The organism is Bradyrhizobium sp. WSM471 (assembly GCF_000244915.1).
GTDB lineage: Bacteria > Pseudomonadota > Alphaproteobacteria > Rhizobiales > Xanthobacteraceae > Bradyrhizobium.
The window spans coordinates 3044485-3058057 of sequence record NZ_CM001442.1; the positions used below are offsets into that span (position 1 = coordinate 3044485).

Below are 13573 nucleotides of genomic sequence, written 5' to 3' on the forward strand. Positions count from 1 at the left end.
TCATTCCACGGCCTTGGTCACGATGCGGATTTCCGAGGTTAGTGTCCGGTGCACCGGGCACTTGTCGGCGATCTCCATCAGCTTCTTGCGCTGCTCGGCATCGAGCGCGCCGTCCATCGCGATGTCGCGCTCGATCTGGTCGAGCATGCCATCGCGCGTCTCGCACTCCGCGCAGTCTTTTGCATAGATCTTGGAATGCTTCAGCGAGACGGTGACACGATCGAGCGGCAGCGACTTGCGGTCGGCATAGAGGCGCATGGTCATGGAGGTACAGGCCCCGAGGCCAGCGAGCAGGAGATCGTAGGGACCAGGGCCGGCATCCTCGCCGCCGGCGGCGACCGGCTCATCCGCGATGAGCTGATGCGGACCGACGGAGATGGTCTGGTTGAACTTGCTCTTGCGGGTCTCCTGCACCACGACCCGGCGCGGCGCCTCGGGGAGATCCATCGCCTGCGCAGGTTTCGCCGTGTCGATGTATCGGCTCGCCCAGGCCGCGATCACGTCGGCTGCGTAGAGCGCGTCGGCCGGCTTGGTCAGGAGATGATCGGCATGATCGAGCGAGACGAAGCTCTTGGGATGCCGGGCGGAAACGAAGAGCTTCGTCGCATTGTCGATGCCGACGGTATCGTCGACCGGAGAATGCATCACCAACAGCGCCTTGTGCAGGCCGGTGACGTCCTTCATCAGCTCGTGCTCGGCGATATCGTCGAGGAATTCGCGCTTGATCCGGAACGGGCGTCCCGCAAGCGAGACTTCGAGCTCACCTTGCGTGCGAATGTCGCCGAGATGCTCTTTGAACAGGCCGGTGACGTGGGCGGGATCGGATGGTGCCGCAATGGTCACAACCGCCTTGGCTTCCGGGATTTGTCCTGCTGCCGCAAGGATCGCGGCGCCGCCGAGGCTGTGACCGATCAGGATCGACGGCGCCTTGCGGACGCTACGCAGGTGATCGGCGGCGCGCACGAGATCGGCGACGTTGGAGGAAAACGTCGAATTGGCGAAATCCCCTTCACTGGAACCGAGCCCGGTGAAGTCGAAGCGAAGCACCGCGATGCCCTTGGCGGCGAGCGCGACCGAGATGCGTTTGGCGGCCAGCGTGTCCTTGCCGCAGGTGAAGCAATGCGCGAACAGCGCGAAGGCCGCGGGCTCGCCGTCGGGTAGCTCCAGCGCGGCCGAAAGTTGATGGCCGCCTTCGCCGGTAAATTGAAAGCGCTCTGTCGGCATGAGCTTCCCCCGTCCTTGCCTTGAACCTAATCGCCCGAATAGCGCTGCTCTGCCCAGGGGTCGCCGCGATTATGGTAGCCGCGGACTTCCCAGAAGCCCGGCGCGTCCTCGGTCAGGAACTCGATGGCCTGGAGCCATTTGGCGCTCTTCCAGAAATACAGATGCGGCACCACCAGCCGCACCGGGCCGCCATGCTCGTCCGACAATGGCTCACCGGACCAGCTATGGGCGAGCAACGCGTCCTCGGCGGCAAAGTCGTCCAATGTGAGATTGGTGGTGTAGCCGTCGTGGGAATGCAGCACGACGAAGCGCGCGTCCTCGCGCGGCTGGCAGGCCGCGAGCAGCTCGCGCGTAGCGAGCCCCTCCCACTCATTGTCGTAGCGCGACCAGGTGGTGACGCAGTGGATGTCGGAGGTGAACTGCGCCTGCTTCTGGGCGGCGAACTCGGCAAAGGTCCAGAACACGGGGTTCTCGATCGCGCCGTAGACGTCGAGCCGCCAGCGCTCGCGCGACACCGGCGGCACGACCCCGAGATCGAGTACCGGCCAGTCCTTTGTCAGATGCTGGCCCGGCGGCAGGCGCTGATCCTCCGAGCGAGTGATCTTGCCGGTCAAAAACCGGCCTTCGCGCGCCCATTTTTCCTTGGTGCGCGTCAGCTTGCTGTCGGGCGGTTCGTTGTCTTCGGCCATCGGCTACTCGTGGCGATGCATCGCGGAGGCGTGCTTGGTGTCGCGCATGGTAGAATAGATCACCAGCGACAGGAAGATGATGCTGGCAAGATAGTAGTAGAACCACGCCTCATGCCCGATGCTCTTGAAATAGAGCGCGATCGCCGGCGCCGTGCCGCCGAACATCGAGACGGTGATCGCATAAGGCAGGCCGACGCCGAGGGCGCGGACATTGGTCGGGAACAGCTCGGCCTTCACTACCGCGTTGATCGAGGTGTATCCGGCAACGAACAGCCAGGCCGCGCAGATCAGGATGAACGCAATGAAGGGCGACTTGGTCTCCTTCAGCGTCATCAGGAGCGGCACGGTGGCGAGCGTGCCAGCGACGCCGAAGAAGATCAGCAGCGGCTTGCGGCCGATCTTGTCGGAGATGGCGCCATAGATCGGCTGCAGGATGGTCGCGAAGATCAGCGTGCCGAAGATCACGAACGTGGTCTGGTCCTCGGTCAACCCCACCGAAAGCTTGACGAAGGTCTGCATATAGGTGGTGAAAGTGTAGAACGCCGCGGTGCCGCCCGCGGTCAAGCCGACCACCAGGAGCAACTCGCGGGGATAGCGCAGCAAATTGGTGAGCGAGCCGGTCGGCTTTACCACCTTCCTGGCTTCTTCGAAGGCCTCGGTCTCGTGCAAGCCGCGCCGCATCACCGCGGCAAAGATCGCGAGCGCCGCACCGATCGCAAACGGGATGCGCCAGCCCCAGGCTCTCAGTTCCTCCGGCGTGAGGAAGATCTTTTGCAGAGCCAACAGTACGATGATCGCGGTGAGCTGGCCGCCGATCAGGGTGACGTATTGGAAGCTCGAATAGAAGCCGCGATGCTTGGGGTCGGCGACCTCGCTGAGATAGGTGGCGCTGGCGCCGTATTCGCCGCCGAGACTCAAGCCTTCGATGACGCGGGCGAGCGCCAGGATCACCGGTGCGGCGAAGCCGATCGTGGCGTAGGTCGGCGTCAACGCGATGATCAGCGAGCCGAAGCACATGAAGACGACCGACAGCGTCAGCGAGATGCGCCGCCCGTAATGATCGGCGATATAGCCGAATAGCCAGCCGCCCAGGGGCCGCATCAGGAAGGTCGCTGCGAATACGACGGCGACATTCAATTGCTGGACGACGGGGTCGTTGCCGGGAAAGAAGGCGGGAGCGAAATAGAGCGCAAACGCGGTGTAGGCGTAGAAGTCGTACCACTCGACCAAATTGCCGATCGAGCCGATGAAGATCGCCTTGATCCGGCGCTTGGCGTCGGCAACGTCAATGTGGTCGGAGGCCGGTCGCGTTAGTTGCTCAGTCACGTCCGGCCTCTCCGTATCGCTGTTTGGAGAGGTCTACATCGCCTTTCCAAGCAAAAATGGCAACTGGCGGGGACCTCTGACGGTTCCCTGTGACCAGGTCACCGTGCCTGCCGGATCGAGGGCGAAGTCCGGAATTCGCTTCAGCCATTCCTCCAGTGCAACCTGCATTTCCATGCGCGCAAGGTTCGAGCCGACGCAGCGGTGGATGCCGAGGCCGAAGGCGGCGTGCCGGTTCTCGCGGCGGTCAATCACGACCTTGTCAGCATCCGGAAACATTTTCGGGTCACGGTTGGCGGCCGGGAAGGACAGCAGCACCATGTTGCCCGCCTTGACCGGGCAGCCGGAAATCGTGGTCTCCTTGACCACTTCGCGCGCCATCGTCACCGGCGAATAGGCGCGCAGCAGCTCCTCCACCGCGGTCGGGATCAACCCGGGCTCGGCGACCAGGCGCTCGCGGTCGGCGGGCGTCCGGGCGAGGTGCCAGAGCGAGGAGCCGATCGCGCTCCAGGTGGTGTCGATGCCGGCAATCAGGAGCAGGCGCAGCGAGCCCAGCACGTGTGAATCCTCGAGCGGGTTGCCGTCCTTGTCCCTGGCATTCATCAGGTAGGAAATAAGATCGTCGGTCGGCTTGGTCTTGCGCGCCTCGATATGGCCGCTGAAATAGACGGTCATCTCCTGCACCGCCTGGAGCAGCGTGTTTTCGTCCTTGATGCCAAGTTCCAGGATCATGTGGATCCAGCGGATGAAGAGATCGCTGTCTGTCTCGGGGATGCCGAGCATGTGTGCGATCGCGCGAACCGGAATGTGCTTGGTGTAGCGCTCTGCCGCGTCCAGTCGGCCTTCAGCGATGAAACCGTCGATCAACTCGTTACAGATCGCGCGCACCCGCGGCTCCAGCTTCTTCATCGCGTCCGGCGTGAACGGCGGCAGCAGCAATTGCTTGGCTGGCTTGTGCACCGGCGGATCGGACGTGATCGGCGGGGCGGAGTTTCTGCTGGTGATCTCCGGCCGAACGTCGCGGACGATGATGCGGCGTGAGGAGAAATGCTCGCTGTCGTTGGCGATCTCGCGCACCGCTTCATAGGTCGTCGGCAGGTAGCAGCCGAGGAAGCGCTCGGTGTGCACGACCGGGCTTGCGGCGCGCAGCTCGTCCCAGATCGGGAAGGGATCTTCGGTCCATTGCGGATCGGTGTGGTCGAAATCATGGACCCAGTCGGTCACGGGCGGATGGGCGGCGGGCTGGCTGATGTCGGACATCTGGAAATCCCTTGGGGCTCGTGGTCGCGGAAGGCACGCGGGCGGCAGCGGCTGCGCTACTCCTCGATCACGTCGATTGCGATTTCCGGACAATTGGATTTGGCAAGCCAGGCCTTGTCTTCGAGGCCGGGCGGGACGGTGCCGTCGCCGGCTTCGTGGGCGTTGCCGTATTCGTCGAGCTCGAACAGCTCCGGCGCCAGCGCCTTGCAGCGCGCGTGCCCCTGGCATTTGTCCGGATCGACGTGAACCCTCAGTCGCTCTGTCATGGCGGCTTCCTCGGTCGTGTGCGCCCCGGTCGAAGCCGGCACGCGCTCCCATTTGAGTTCTTGTTCAAGTTATAGGCTATTACATTCGCGGCAGGCTTCCCCTGTCAAGCGCAAACTTATAGGCTCTGCGCAAGATGCGTTCACAACTTGCCCGCAAGCCCGAGAATACCTACCACCATGGCGATCTCCGCGACGCCTTGATCAAGGCCGCGCTGCGCGAAGCCGAGCAGGGCGGGACGGAGGCGATCAGCATCAAGGCGCTTGCAAAGCAGCTGGGCGTCTCGCAGCCGGCGCCCTACCGGCATTTTGCCGATCGCGAGGCGCTGCTAACGGCGGTGACGGCGGAGGCGTTCCGGCAACTCAGCGGGATCTTGCGGGCGGCGATGGCAAAGCCGTCGAAGCGCTCGAAACTGTCGCTGCTGGCCCAGGCGACGCTGGATTTCGGCTTACGGCGCAATGGCATCTACCGCTTGATGTTCGCCTCGCGCACGGTGTCGTGTGCGGCGAAAGGCAGCGAGCTGCACGAAGCGACGCGCGAAACCTTTGCGCTCGTGGTCGAAGCGCTGGAAGCTCCGGCAGTTGATTACTTGCGCGAGCGGCAGGCGCTCAAGATCTGGGCGGCGGTGCACGGCGTGGTGATGTTGGCTGAGCAGGGACTGTTCACCGGCGAGGCGGCCCATGCCACGCGCGAGGACCTTGTCGAGGATTTTGTCAGCGAAACCAAGGTCGCGCTTGCGGCGGCGATCAAGGGCGCGCGACGCCGGAAAAAGGCCGGCGCTTAAGCCTTCGCCGCCAACAGCTTCATCAGCTTCTCGACGGCGCTGTCAGGCGTCGTCACCACAGCGCGGCCGGTGGCTTCTGCCACGAGGGGCGCAGTTGCCGCGATGCTGAACTGCGCGAGCGCGACGACGTCGCAATCGCGCAAATCGCGTGCGGCTTCCACGATCAGCCGGTCATGCGTAGCGCGGTCGCCGCGGTCGAGCGCGGCCAGCGCGCCTTCGGCAAGCTTCGGTACGATCTGGACGGAGGAAGGAAACTCCGGCGGCATCGAGGCCAGCGTCGGCGGGAAGGTCGAGAGCAGGCCGATGCGCTGGCCCATCGTCACCGCCCGTTCGATCATGGCTTCGTTCGGCTTGAGCACCGGCATCGGCGCATGCGCGCGCGCGACCGCCTCGATGCAGGGACCGAAGGCCGAGCAGGTGAACAGGATCGCATCCGCGCCTGTTGCCGCGGCGTAACGACCGAGCGCAAGAAAGCGTTCGGTCATGGCATCGTTGAGCTTGCCGTCACGCGCCAGATCCGACGACAGGCTGTCATCGAGCAGGTTCATCAGCCGCGCTTCCGGCCACGCCTTCGCGAACGCAGCTTCGATCGGAGCGATGGAATGCTTGAGGGCGTGGATCAGGGCGATGCGAGGAGACGTCGGCATTGAACGTTACCTGATGGGAGGTCGCGTGCCCCGGACGCCGCGCGTCCGGGACACGCGAAGCGTTTACTTGAACGGCACCGCGTACATCAAGCCGCCCTTGCTCCAGAGGCCGTTGAGGCCGCGCTCGAGCTTGAGCGGGCTCGCCTTGCCGACATTCCGCTCGTAGATCTCGCCGTAATTGCCGGTGGCCTTGATGGCCGTGACCAGCCATTTGTTGTCGAGCCCGAGCCGCGAGCCGAGATCGCCGGAAGCACCGAGCAGGCGCTGGATCGCGGGCGTCGGCGACTTCGCCATCTCGTCGACATTGCCCTGTGTGACGCCAAGCTCTTCGGCCTCGATCAAGCCGTAATGCAGCCAGGTGATGATGTCGCTCCAGACCTCGTCGCCATTGCGGGTGAAGGGGCCGAGCGGCTCCTTGCTGATGGTCTGCGGCAGCACGACGTAGTCGGCCGCGTTCGGCGCCGCGGTCGTCACGGCGCCTGCGAGCGCGGAAGCGTCCTGGGTCATGGCATCGCAACGCCCGCCGAAGAAGGTCTGGTACATGGTGTCGACGCGGTCGAACACCAGTGGCTTCCAGTCGATGCCGTTGGCGCGGCCGTAGTCACCGAGCGTGACCTCATGCGTAGTGCCCTGCGCGACGCAGACGGTGGCGCCCTTGAGATCCTTGATCTCCTTCACGCCGAGGTCCTTCTTCACGACAAAGCCCTGACCGTCGTAGAAGTTGATTGGGCCTTGCCGCAGGCCCAGCGTGACGCCGCGCAGATAGGTCTGCGTCGAGTTGCGGTAGAGCACGTCGATCTCGCCGGACTGGAGCGCGGTGAAGCGGTTCTGCGCGGTCAGCGAGACGTAGCGCACCTTGCTGGCATCGCCGAGCACGCCGGCGGCGAGCGCGCGGCAATAATCGACGTCGAGACCCTTGTAGTTGCCTTGCGAATCCGGCGCGGAGAAGCCGGCAAAACCGGCGCTGACGCCGCATATCAGCGTGCCGCGGCTTTTCACCGTGTCGAGCGTTGCCGCCGACGCGACCACCGTCGATGCCGCGAGCACGCCGGCTATGATAACCACTCTTCTCATCATGCTATTCTCCCCTCAGTGATTGACACGACGCAATACGCTGTCGACGGCCGTGCCGAGCTTGTCGACGATCAGATCGATCTCCTCCGCGGAGGTGATATAGGGCGGCGCCAGCAGCACGTGGTCGCCACGGACGCCGTCCGCGGTGCCGCCGCCGGGATAGCAGCCGAGGCCGTTGGCGAAGGCCTCCGCCTTGATCTTCTGGTTCAGCTTCAGCGCGGGATCGAACGAGGTCCGGCTGGCGCGATCGGCGACGAGCTCGATGGCCCAGAACAGCCCGCGGCCCCTGATATCGCCGACATGGCGGTGATTGCCGAATCGCTCGGTGAGCCGCTGCTCGAGCTGCTTGCCGCGCTCCTTGACTCGGTCGAGCAGGCTGTCCTCGCGGATCACGTCCTGCACCGCGAGGGCGGCAGCGCAAGCGAGGGGATGAGCGAGATAAGTGTGGCCGTGCAGGAAGGCGCCCGAGCCTGAGCGGATTGTGTCGATGATCCTGCCGCTCGCGAGCATCGCGCCGATCGGCTGGTAGCCGCCGCCGAGGCCCTTGGCGATCGCCTGGATGTCGGGCGCGATGCCTTCCTGCTCCCAGGCATGCGTGGTGCCGGTGCGGCCCATGCCGCACATGACCTCGTCGAGGATGAGCAGCGCGCCGTGTCGGTCGCAGATCTCGCGCACCGCCTTGAAGTAACCGTCCGGCGCCGTCACGGCACCTGCGGTGGCGCCGACGACGGGCTCGGCGAGGAACGCGGCGACCGTATTGGGACCGAGGCGCTGAAACTCGGCTTCGAGCTCCGCCACAAGCCGGGCGACGAATTGCGCATCGGATTCGCCCTCGTGCTTCTCGTGATAGGCGAAGGCCGGGGTCACATGGCTGAAGGCGTCGGAGAGCAGCGGCGCATAGGGCGCACGCCGCCAGGCATTGCCGCCGGCGGCCAGCGCGCCGAGCGTGTTGCCGTGATAGCTCTGCCGCCGGGCGATGAAATGCTGCCGCTGCGGCTCGCCGCGTTCGATGAAATACTGCCGCGCGAGCTTGATGCTGGCCTCGATCGCCTCCGACCCGCCGCTGACGAAATAGGCGTAGGCGAGGCCGCCGGGCTCATGGCCGACCAGCGTCTCGGCAAGGGCCTCCGCCGGCTCGGACGAGAAGAAGGCTGTGTGGGCGTACGCCAGCGTCGAGGCCTGCTTCGTCATCGCCGCGATGACGCGTGGATGCTGGTGGCCGAGGCAAGAGACTGCCGCGCCGCCGGAGGCGTCGATCACGCGGCGTCCATCCTCGGCAAAGAGATAGACGCCTTCGCCGCCGATCGCCTTGGGCGGCGTTTCGCGCAGCGAGCGATGCAGCACGCGGCTGGTGCGAGCGGCCATGGGTCAACCTTTCTCTGAAACGTAAGTTGAGGCCGCGGCCAGCCGCGCCTCGGTATTCTCCAGGCGCTTCTTCGCCGCCGTGCCGCCGAGCGAAAACGTCACGGCGGCGAGCGATTGCGCGATGGCAATGGCGCCGGTGAGGCTCGGGAAAAAGCCGGGAGAGGAGGCCGCCTCGAACAGCAGCACGTGGTCGGCGCCTTCAGCCATCGGCGCCGAAGGGCTATCGGCGATCGCGATCAAGGCCGCGCCGGAGCGATAGGCGGCCTGCGCAACCCGGACGCTCGCATGGGTGTAGGGCATGAAGCCGACGACGATGACGGCCTCGCCGGGCCGGAACGCGCCCATGTCGAGATCATCGGGGCCGGACGCGCCGACGAGTTGCACCTGTTCGGGACGAAACAGCCGGAGCTCGTAGTTCAACAGTTCCGCGACGCTGCGGCAGCTTCGGTAGCCGGTGATCCAGATCCGCTTTGCGTCGTGCAGCGCGCGCGCCGCCTCCGTAATCGGCTGGGCCGGGATGCGCGGAAGGCCGGCGGCCTCGGCCTCCAGCTTTTCGGTGACGAGCGCGACATCGGCGTTCGGGCCGTGGCGTCGGCTCCGGGCGCGGCCGGAGAACGGCGCAATCTGCGAAGGCCGCCGTGCCTCCGTCAACGCCGCACGCAACTCATCCCAGCCCGAATAGCCGATCGCCTTGGCAAGCCGCGTGAACGCGGCGGGATCGGCACCGGCAACCGCTGCGAGATCGCGCATCGAACGCGTCGTGGCGTCGTAATCATTGGCCGCGACGAAACGCCCGACCTCCTGCAACCGCATCGGAAGCGATGGCAATGCAATGCGCAGTTCGCTCAGCGGCGAGGATTTCGCGGGCTCGGCCATGAAACATTTGTTGCACGAAGCAGAGTTTGGTGCAACACTTGACGTACGCCGCCGGAAATCGTTGTCTCGAGAAGGATTTTTGTGCTGTGACGTCAGACGCTCCGAGACCGCCGCCGCGCCGCCGCTTCTTCGGCGCCTTCGGGCAGCGCGAGCTGAAAGGCCTGTTCTGGCAGGCCCTGGTGGTCGGGATCGCGGTCGCGGTCATCGTCTTTCTCTGGTCCAACACGGTCACCAATCTCTCCGCGCGCCGCATCACGACCGGTTTTGCCTTCCTCGGCCGTGAGGCCGGCATGCCCATCTCCGATAGCCTGCTGGCCTACAATCCGAGAGACTCATATCTCTGGGCCTTCGTCGTCGGCATCGCCAACACACTGCGCGTCGCCGTGATCGGAATCGTGCTTGCAACGATCCTGGGCACGGTGATCGGCATCTCGCGGCTGTCGGCCAACTGGCTGCTGTCGCGGCTGGCCGCGGTGTATGTCGAAACGCTCCGCGACATCCCGCTGCTGCTCCAGCTCCTGTTCTGGTACGTGCTGATGCAGGCGCTGCCGGCCGCGCGCGCGGCATGGCGGCCGATCGAGGGCGTGTTCCTGTCCAATCGCGGTCTGATCCTGCCGGCGATTCCGATCGGGACGCCGCAGCTTTGGGTGCTCGGCACCGCAGTGCTCGGACTTGTCGTATTCTATGTCATCCAGCGGCGGCTCATCGCGCAGCAAATGCGCGACGGCAAGCCGCGGCCGGCCTGGCCTTTCGGACTCGGATTGCTCGTTGTGTTGCCTGCGGCGGTGTCCGTGCTTCTCGGCGTGTCCTGGACGATCGAATGGCCTGAGTTGCGCGGCTTCAACTTCGTCGGCGGGCTGACGCTGGCGCCGGAATATTTTGCGCTGCTGATCGCGCTCGTCACCTACACCTCGGCCTTCATCGCCGAGATCGTGCGCAGCGGCATCCAGTCGGTGCCGCGCGGCCAATGGGATGCCGCCAATGCGCTCGGATTGCGCCGCAGCTTCATGCTGCGGCAGATCATCCTGCCACAGGCGCTACGCGTCATCGTGCCGCCGATGACGAGCCAGTACCTCAACCTGACCAAGAATTCTTCGCTCGCGGTGGCGATCGGCTATCAGGACGTGGTCTCGATCGCCAACACGACGCTGAACCAGACCGGGCAGGCGATCGAGGCCATTGCCTTGATCATGGCGGTGTTTCTCACCATCAGCCTCGGCATCAGCTTCTTCATGAACTGGTACAATTCGCGCATCGCGCTGGTGGAGCGCTGACCATGACGGCGATCGCCGACATTCCGGAAGCACCGCGCGCCGCCCGGCGCCCGCAGATCGGCAACCCGGTGCTGCGCTGGCTGCGCACCAATCTGTTCTCGTCGATCCCGAACGGCATCGTCTCGGTCATCTTGCTGACCGTGCTCGCAAAGGCCATCTTCAGCTTCGCGCAGTGGGGCATCGCCAATGCGGTCTGGCTCACCCCGGCGAACGATTCCAGCGCCTGCCGCGCGGTACGCGGCGTCGGCGCATGCTGGGCGATCATCCCCGAGAAATACCGCTTCATCCTGTTTGGCACCTATCCGTTCGACGAGCAGTGGCGGCCGGCGCTGGCGGTACTGCTGTTCATCGCCCTGTTCTATCTCTCCAGCCGCCGCGCCTTATGGCGGCGCGAGTTGGCCTATCTCTGGATCGGAGCGCTCGCGCTGATCAGCGTGCTGATGTGGGGCGGCATACTTGGCTTGTCGTTCGTCTCGCAAGACCGTTGGGGCGGCTTGCCGGTGACGCTGATCCTGGCGACCTTCGGTCTGGCCTTCGGCTTCCCGCTCGGCATCCTCGTCGCGCTTGGCCGGCGCTCAAAACTGCCGGCGATCCGCTCGCTGAGCGTGCTCTATGTCGAGCTGATCCGCGGCGTGCCGCTGGTCAGTCTGCTGTTCATGGCGAGCGTGATGTTTCCGCTGTTCATGCCGAACGGATTCAACATCGACAAGCTCCTGCGCGCGCAGGTCGCAATCATCCTGTTCGCGGGTGCCTATCTTGCCGAAGTCATTCGCGGCGGCCTCCAGGCCGTGCCCCGCGGACAATACGAGGCCGCCGACGCGCTCGGCCTGTCCTACTGGCGCAAGAACTGGCTGATCGTCCTGCCGCAGGCGATCCGCCACGTCATCCCGCCGCTGGTCAACACCTTCATCGCCTTCTTCAAGGACACCAGCCTCGTTCTGATCATCGGTATCTTCGACCTGCTGACCACGGCCAAGACCGCGATCATCGATCCGGCGTGGCAGCAATTCTCCGTCGAAGTCTACATCTTCGTCGCCGGGATCTATTTTGTCTTCTGCTTCGCGATGTCGCGGTATAGCCGGAGCCTGGAGGCGACGAGCGGAAGGTGAGGATTCTTCACCTCGTCCCGTTTGCGGGGAGAGGTCGATCGCGAAGCGATCGGGTGAGGGGGAATCTCCGCGAGTTGAACTGTCACCGTCTTCGCGGAAGCAGCCCCTCACCCCAACCCTCTCCCCGCAAGAGCGGGGCGAGGGAGTCTACCGAGCCCGCTGCGTCTTCCTCGTTCTACTTCTTCACCCGCGGATCAATCGGCGTCGTGCCGCGCACGCCCAGAATATCCTCCAGCACCTTCGCGCCGGCGATCACCTGCGCATCCGCGCGCGGAGCCCCGACGATTTGCAGCCCGACCGGCAGGCCCGACGCGGTGAAGCCGCACGGCAGCGACAGCGCGGGACAGCAGGCGAGCGTGATGGCATAGACGATGCCGAGCCACTCGACGTAATTGTCGAACCTCTTGCCGGCGCATTCGGCGACATAGCGGTGCTCGATTGGGAAGGGCGGCACGATCGTGGTCGGTACCAGCAGCAGATCGTAGCTCTTGAAGAACTCGACCGCACGCGCGGTCATGCCGACGCGCTGCGCCTCGGCGCGTTCGAGCTGCTCGATCGTGAGCTTGAGGCCTTCCTCGATGTTCCAGATCACTTCGGGCTTGAGCAGGTCGCGCTTGGTGCGCAGCAGCTGCGCCTTGCTGATCGCGAAGTCGAACGCGCGCAGTACGTGGAAGCACTCATGCGCCTCGCGCCAATCCGGATGCGCCTCCTCGACGATGGTGCCGGCTTCGGCGAAGCGTTCCGCCGCCTTCCGCGTGATCGCTTTGACTTCGGGATCCACCGGTGTGATGCCGAGGTCTGGCGAGTAGGCGATGCGCTTCGGCTTCTTGCCCGATTGTGCCGCTAACAGGAATGAGGTCGCAGGCGCGGGAAGCGACAATGGATCGGCCGCATAGTCGCCACTCATGGCATCGAGCAGCAGCGCGAGATCCTCGACGTTGCGTGCCATCGGACCGACGACGCCGAGGTTACGATCGATGGCTGATTTTGGAGTATGCGCGACCCGGCCAATGCTGGGCCGCATGCCCACGACGCCGCAGAAAGCTGCCGGACTGCGCAGACTGCCTCCCATGTCGGAGCCTTGCGCGAGCCAGGCCATGCCGGTGGCGAGCGCAACGGCCGCGCCGCCTGACGAGCCGGCTGCCGATTTGGACGTATCCCAGGGATTGAGGGTCGCGCCGAACACCTCGTTGAAGGTGTTGGCGCCCGCACCGAATTCCGGCGTGTTCGACTTGGCATAGACGACCGCGCCGTTGGCCTCGAGATTCTCGACCAGGATGTCAGACGTCGCCGGGATGTTGTCCTTGAAGATCGGCGAGCCCTGGGTGTTCAGCACGCCAGCAACATCGGTCAGGTCCTTGATTGGCACCGGCAGGCCTGCAAGCAGCCCGCGCGCGCCGGCGGGCTTCCGCATCAGCGCCTTTGCGCTATCCCGCGCGCGCTCGAAGCACAGCGTCGGCAGCGCGTTGACCTTGCCATCGACTTCACCGATGCGCTTCTCAAGCACATCCAAGAGCTCCAGTGGCGAGACGTCGCCGGACCGCAGCTTGTCGACGACGGTGCACGCGGTTTCGCGGATCAGGTCTTGAGACAACTATTTTACTCCTAACTCTGGACTGTCATTCCGGGGTGACCGAAGGGCGAACCCGGAATCTCGAGATTCCGGGTTCGATGCTTCGCATCG

Annotated in this window: 13 protein-coding genes; 3 read left to right on the forward strand and 10 right to left on the reverse strand. The window is 64.9% G+C overall.

Going from position 1 to position 13573, the window contains the following annotated elements; all coding sequences use genetic code 11:
- The 5 genes from BRA471DRAFT_RS13210 to BRA471DRAFT_RS13230 are packed head-to-tail and all read right to left on the reverse strand — an operon-like array spanning position 1 to position 4762.
- On the reverse strand, positions 1-1224 hold the full coding sequence (locus tag BRA471DRAFT_RS13210; protein WP_007607922.1) for a bifunctional alpha/beta hydrolase/OsmC family protein: 1224 nt from the start codon (positions 1222-1224) through the stop codon (positions 1-3).
- Between the two features lie 26 nt (positions 1225-1250).
- Positions 1251-1913, reverse strand: coding sequence for a sulfite oxidase-like oxidoreductase (locus BRA471DRAFT_RS13215; protein WP_007607923.1), 663 nt, complete (start codon positions 1911-1913; stop codon positions 1251-1253).
- 3 nt (positions 1914-1916) lie between these two features.
- The gene (locus BRA471DRAFT_RS13220) at positions 1917-3239 is read right to left on the reverse strand and encodes an MFS transporter (RefSeq protein WP_007607924.1); all 1323 of its coding nucleotides are present in this window, start codon (positions 3237-3239) and stop codon (positions 1917-1919) included.
- Between the two features lie 33 nt (positions 3240-3272).
- The gene (locus BRA471DRAFT_RS13225; protein WP_007607928.1) at positions 3273-4496 is read right to left on the reverse strand and encodes a cytochrome P450; all 1224 of its coding nucleotides are present in this window, start codon (positions 4494-4496) and stop codon (positions 3273-3275) included.
- A gap of 56 nt (positions 4497-4552) precedes the next feature.
- Positions 4553-4762 (reverse strand): ferredoxin, encoded by a 210-nt coding sequence (locus BRA471DRAFT_RS13230; RefSeq protein WP_007607931.1) that lies wholly within the window; start codon positions 4760-4762, stop codon positions 4553-4555.
- A gap of 134 nt (positions 4763-4896) precedes the next feature.
- Here BRA471DRAFT_RS13230 and BRA471DRAFT_RS13235 point away from each other — a divergent pair, with 134 nt between their 5' ends.
- A complete protein-coding gene (locus tag BRA471DRAFT_RS13235) occupies positions 4897-5544 on the forward strand; it encodes a TetR/AcrR family transcriptional regulator (RefSeq protein WP_007607932.1) in 648 nt (215 codons plus the stop codon).
- On the opposite strand, the gene BRA471DRAFT_RS13240 is transcribed toward BRA471DRAFT_RS13235, so the two are convergent.
- The 4 genes from BRA471DRAFT_RS13240 to BRA471DRAFT_RS13255 all read right to left on the reverse strand — a co-directional run bounded on the left by BRA471DRAFT_RS13240 (position 5541) and on the right by BRA471DRAFT_RS13255 (position 9506).
- The gene (locus tag BRA471DRAFT_RS13240) at positions 5541-6191 is read right to left on the reverse strand and encodes an aspartate/glutamate racemase family protein (RefSeq protein ID WP_007607933.1); all 651 of its coding nucleotides are present in this window, start codon (positions 6189-6191) and stop codon (positions 5541-5543) included. The two genes, BRA471DRAFT_RS13235 and BRA471DRAFT_RS13240, sit on opposite strands and share 4 nt — an antisense overlap.
- A gap of 63 nt (positions 6192-6254) precedes the next feature.
- Positions 6255-7268: an amino acid ABC transporter substrate-binding protein gene (locus tag BRA471DRAFT_RS13245; RefSeq protein WP_007607934.1), complete on the reverse strand. Its 1014-nt coding sequence runs from the start codon at positions 7266-7268 to the stop codon at positions 6255-6257.
- A gap of 12 nt (positions 7269-7280) precedes the next feature.
- Entirely contained in the window at positions 7281-8630 is a 1350-nt protein-coding gene (locus BRA471DRAFT_RS13250; protein ID WP_007607935.1) for an aspartate aminotransferase family protein, read from the reverse strand.
- A 3-nt stretch (positions 8631-8633) separates the two neighbouring features.
- Positions 8634-9506 (reverse strand): MurR/RpiR family transcriptional regulator, encoded by an 873-nt coding sequence (locus tag BRA471DRAFT_RS13255; RefSeq protein ID WP_007607937.1) that lies wholly within the window; start codon positions 9504-9506, stop codon positions 8634-8636.
- 86 nt (positions 9507-9592) lie between these two features.
- On the opposite strand from BRA471DRAFT_RS13255, the gene BRA471DRAFT_RS13260 reads away from it, so the two are divergent.
- Positions 9593-10780: an amino acid ABC transporter permease gene (locus BRA471DRAFT_RS13260; RefSeq protein WP_007607939.1), complete on the forward strand. Its 1188-nt coding sequence runs from the start codon at positions 9593-9595 to the stop codon at positions 10778-10780.
- 2 nt (positions 10781-10782) lie between these two features.
- Entirely contained in the window at positions 10783-11889 is a 1107-nt protein-coding gene (locus BRA471DRAFT_RS13265) for an amino acid ABC transporter permease (protein ID WP_007607941.1), read from the forward strand.
- Positions 11890-12064: 175 nt separating this feature from the next.
- Here the strand turns inward: BRA471DRAFT_RS13265 and BRA471DRAFT_RS13270 are convergent, their stop codons facing one another.
- Positions 12065-13483, reverse strand: a complete 1419-nt coding sequence (locus BRA471DRAFT_RS13270; RefSeq protein WP_007607943.1) for an amidase — start codon at positions 13481-13483, stop codon at positions 12065-12067.
- Positions 13484-13573 lie beyond the last annotated feature (90 nt).

Bases quoted from the DNA above. Each gene is read 5' to 3' on its own strand.
- BRA471DRAFT_RS13210 (WP_007607922.1), bottom strand. From the start codon at position 1,224: ATGCCGACAGAGCGCTTTCAATTTACCGGCGAAGGCGGCCATCAACTT.
- BRA471DRAFT_RS13245 (WP_007607934.1), bottom strand. From the start codon at position 7,268: ATGATGAGAAGAGTGGTTATCATAGCCGGCGTGCTCGCGGCATCGACG.
- BRA471DRAFT_RS13250 (WP_007607935.1), bottom strand. From the start codon at position 8,630: ATGGCCGCTCGCACCAGCCGCGTGCTGCATCGCTCGCTGCGCGAAACG.
- BRA471DRAFT_RS13265 (WP_007607941.1), top strand. From the start codon at position 10,783: ATGACGGCGATCGCCGACATTCCGGAAGCACCGCGCGCCGCCCGGCGC.
- BRA471DRAFT_RS13225 (WP_007607928.1), bottom strand. From the start codon at position 4,496: ATGTCCGACATCAGCCAGCCCGCCGCCCATCCGCCCGTGACCGACTGG.
- BRA471DRAFT_RS13215 (WP_007607923.1), bottom strand. From the start codon at position 1,913: ATGGCCGAAGACAACGAACCGCCCGACAGCAAGCTGACGCGCACCAAG.
- BRA471DRAFT_RS13240 (WP_007607933.1), bottom strand. From the start codon at position 6,191: ATGCCGACGTCTCCTCGCATCGCCCTGATCCACGCCCTCAAGCATTCC.
- BRA471DRAFT_RS13255 (WP_007607937.1), bottom strand. From the start codon at position 9,506: ATGGCCGAGCCCGCGAAATCCTCGCCGCTGAGCGAACTGCGCATTGCA.
- BRA471DRAFT_RS13230 (WP_007607931.1), bottom strand. From the start codon at position 4,762: ATGACAGAGCGACTGAGGGTTCACGTCGATCCGGACAAATGCCAGGGG.
- BRA471DRAFT_RS13235 (WP_007607932.1), top strand. From the start codon at position 4,897: ATGCGTTCACAACTTGCCCGCAAGCCCGAGAATACCTACCACCATGGC.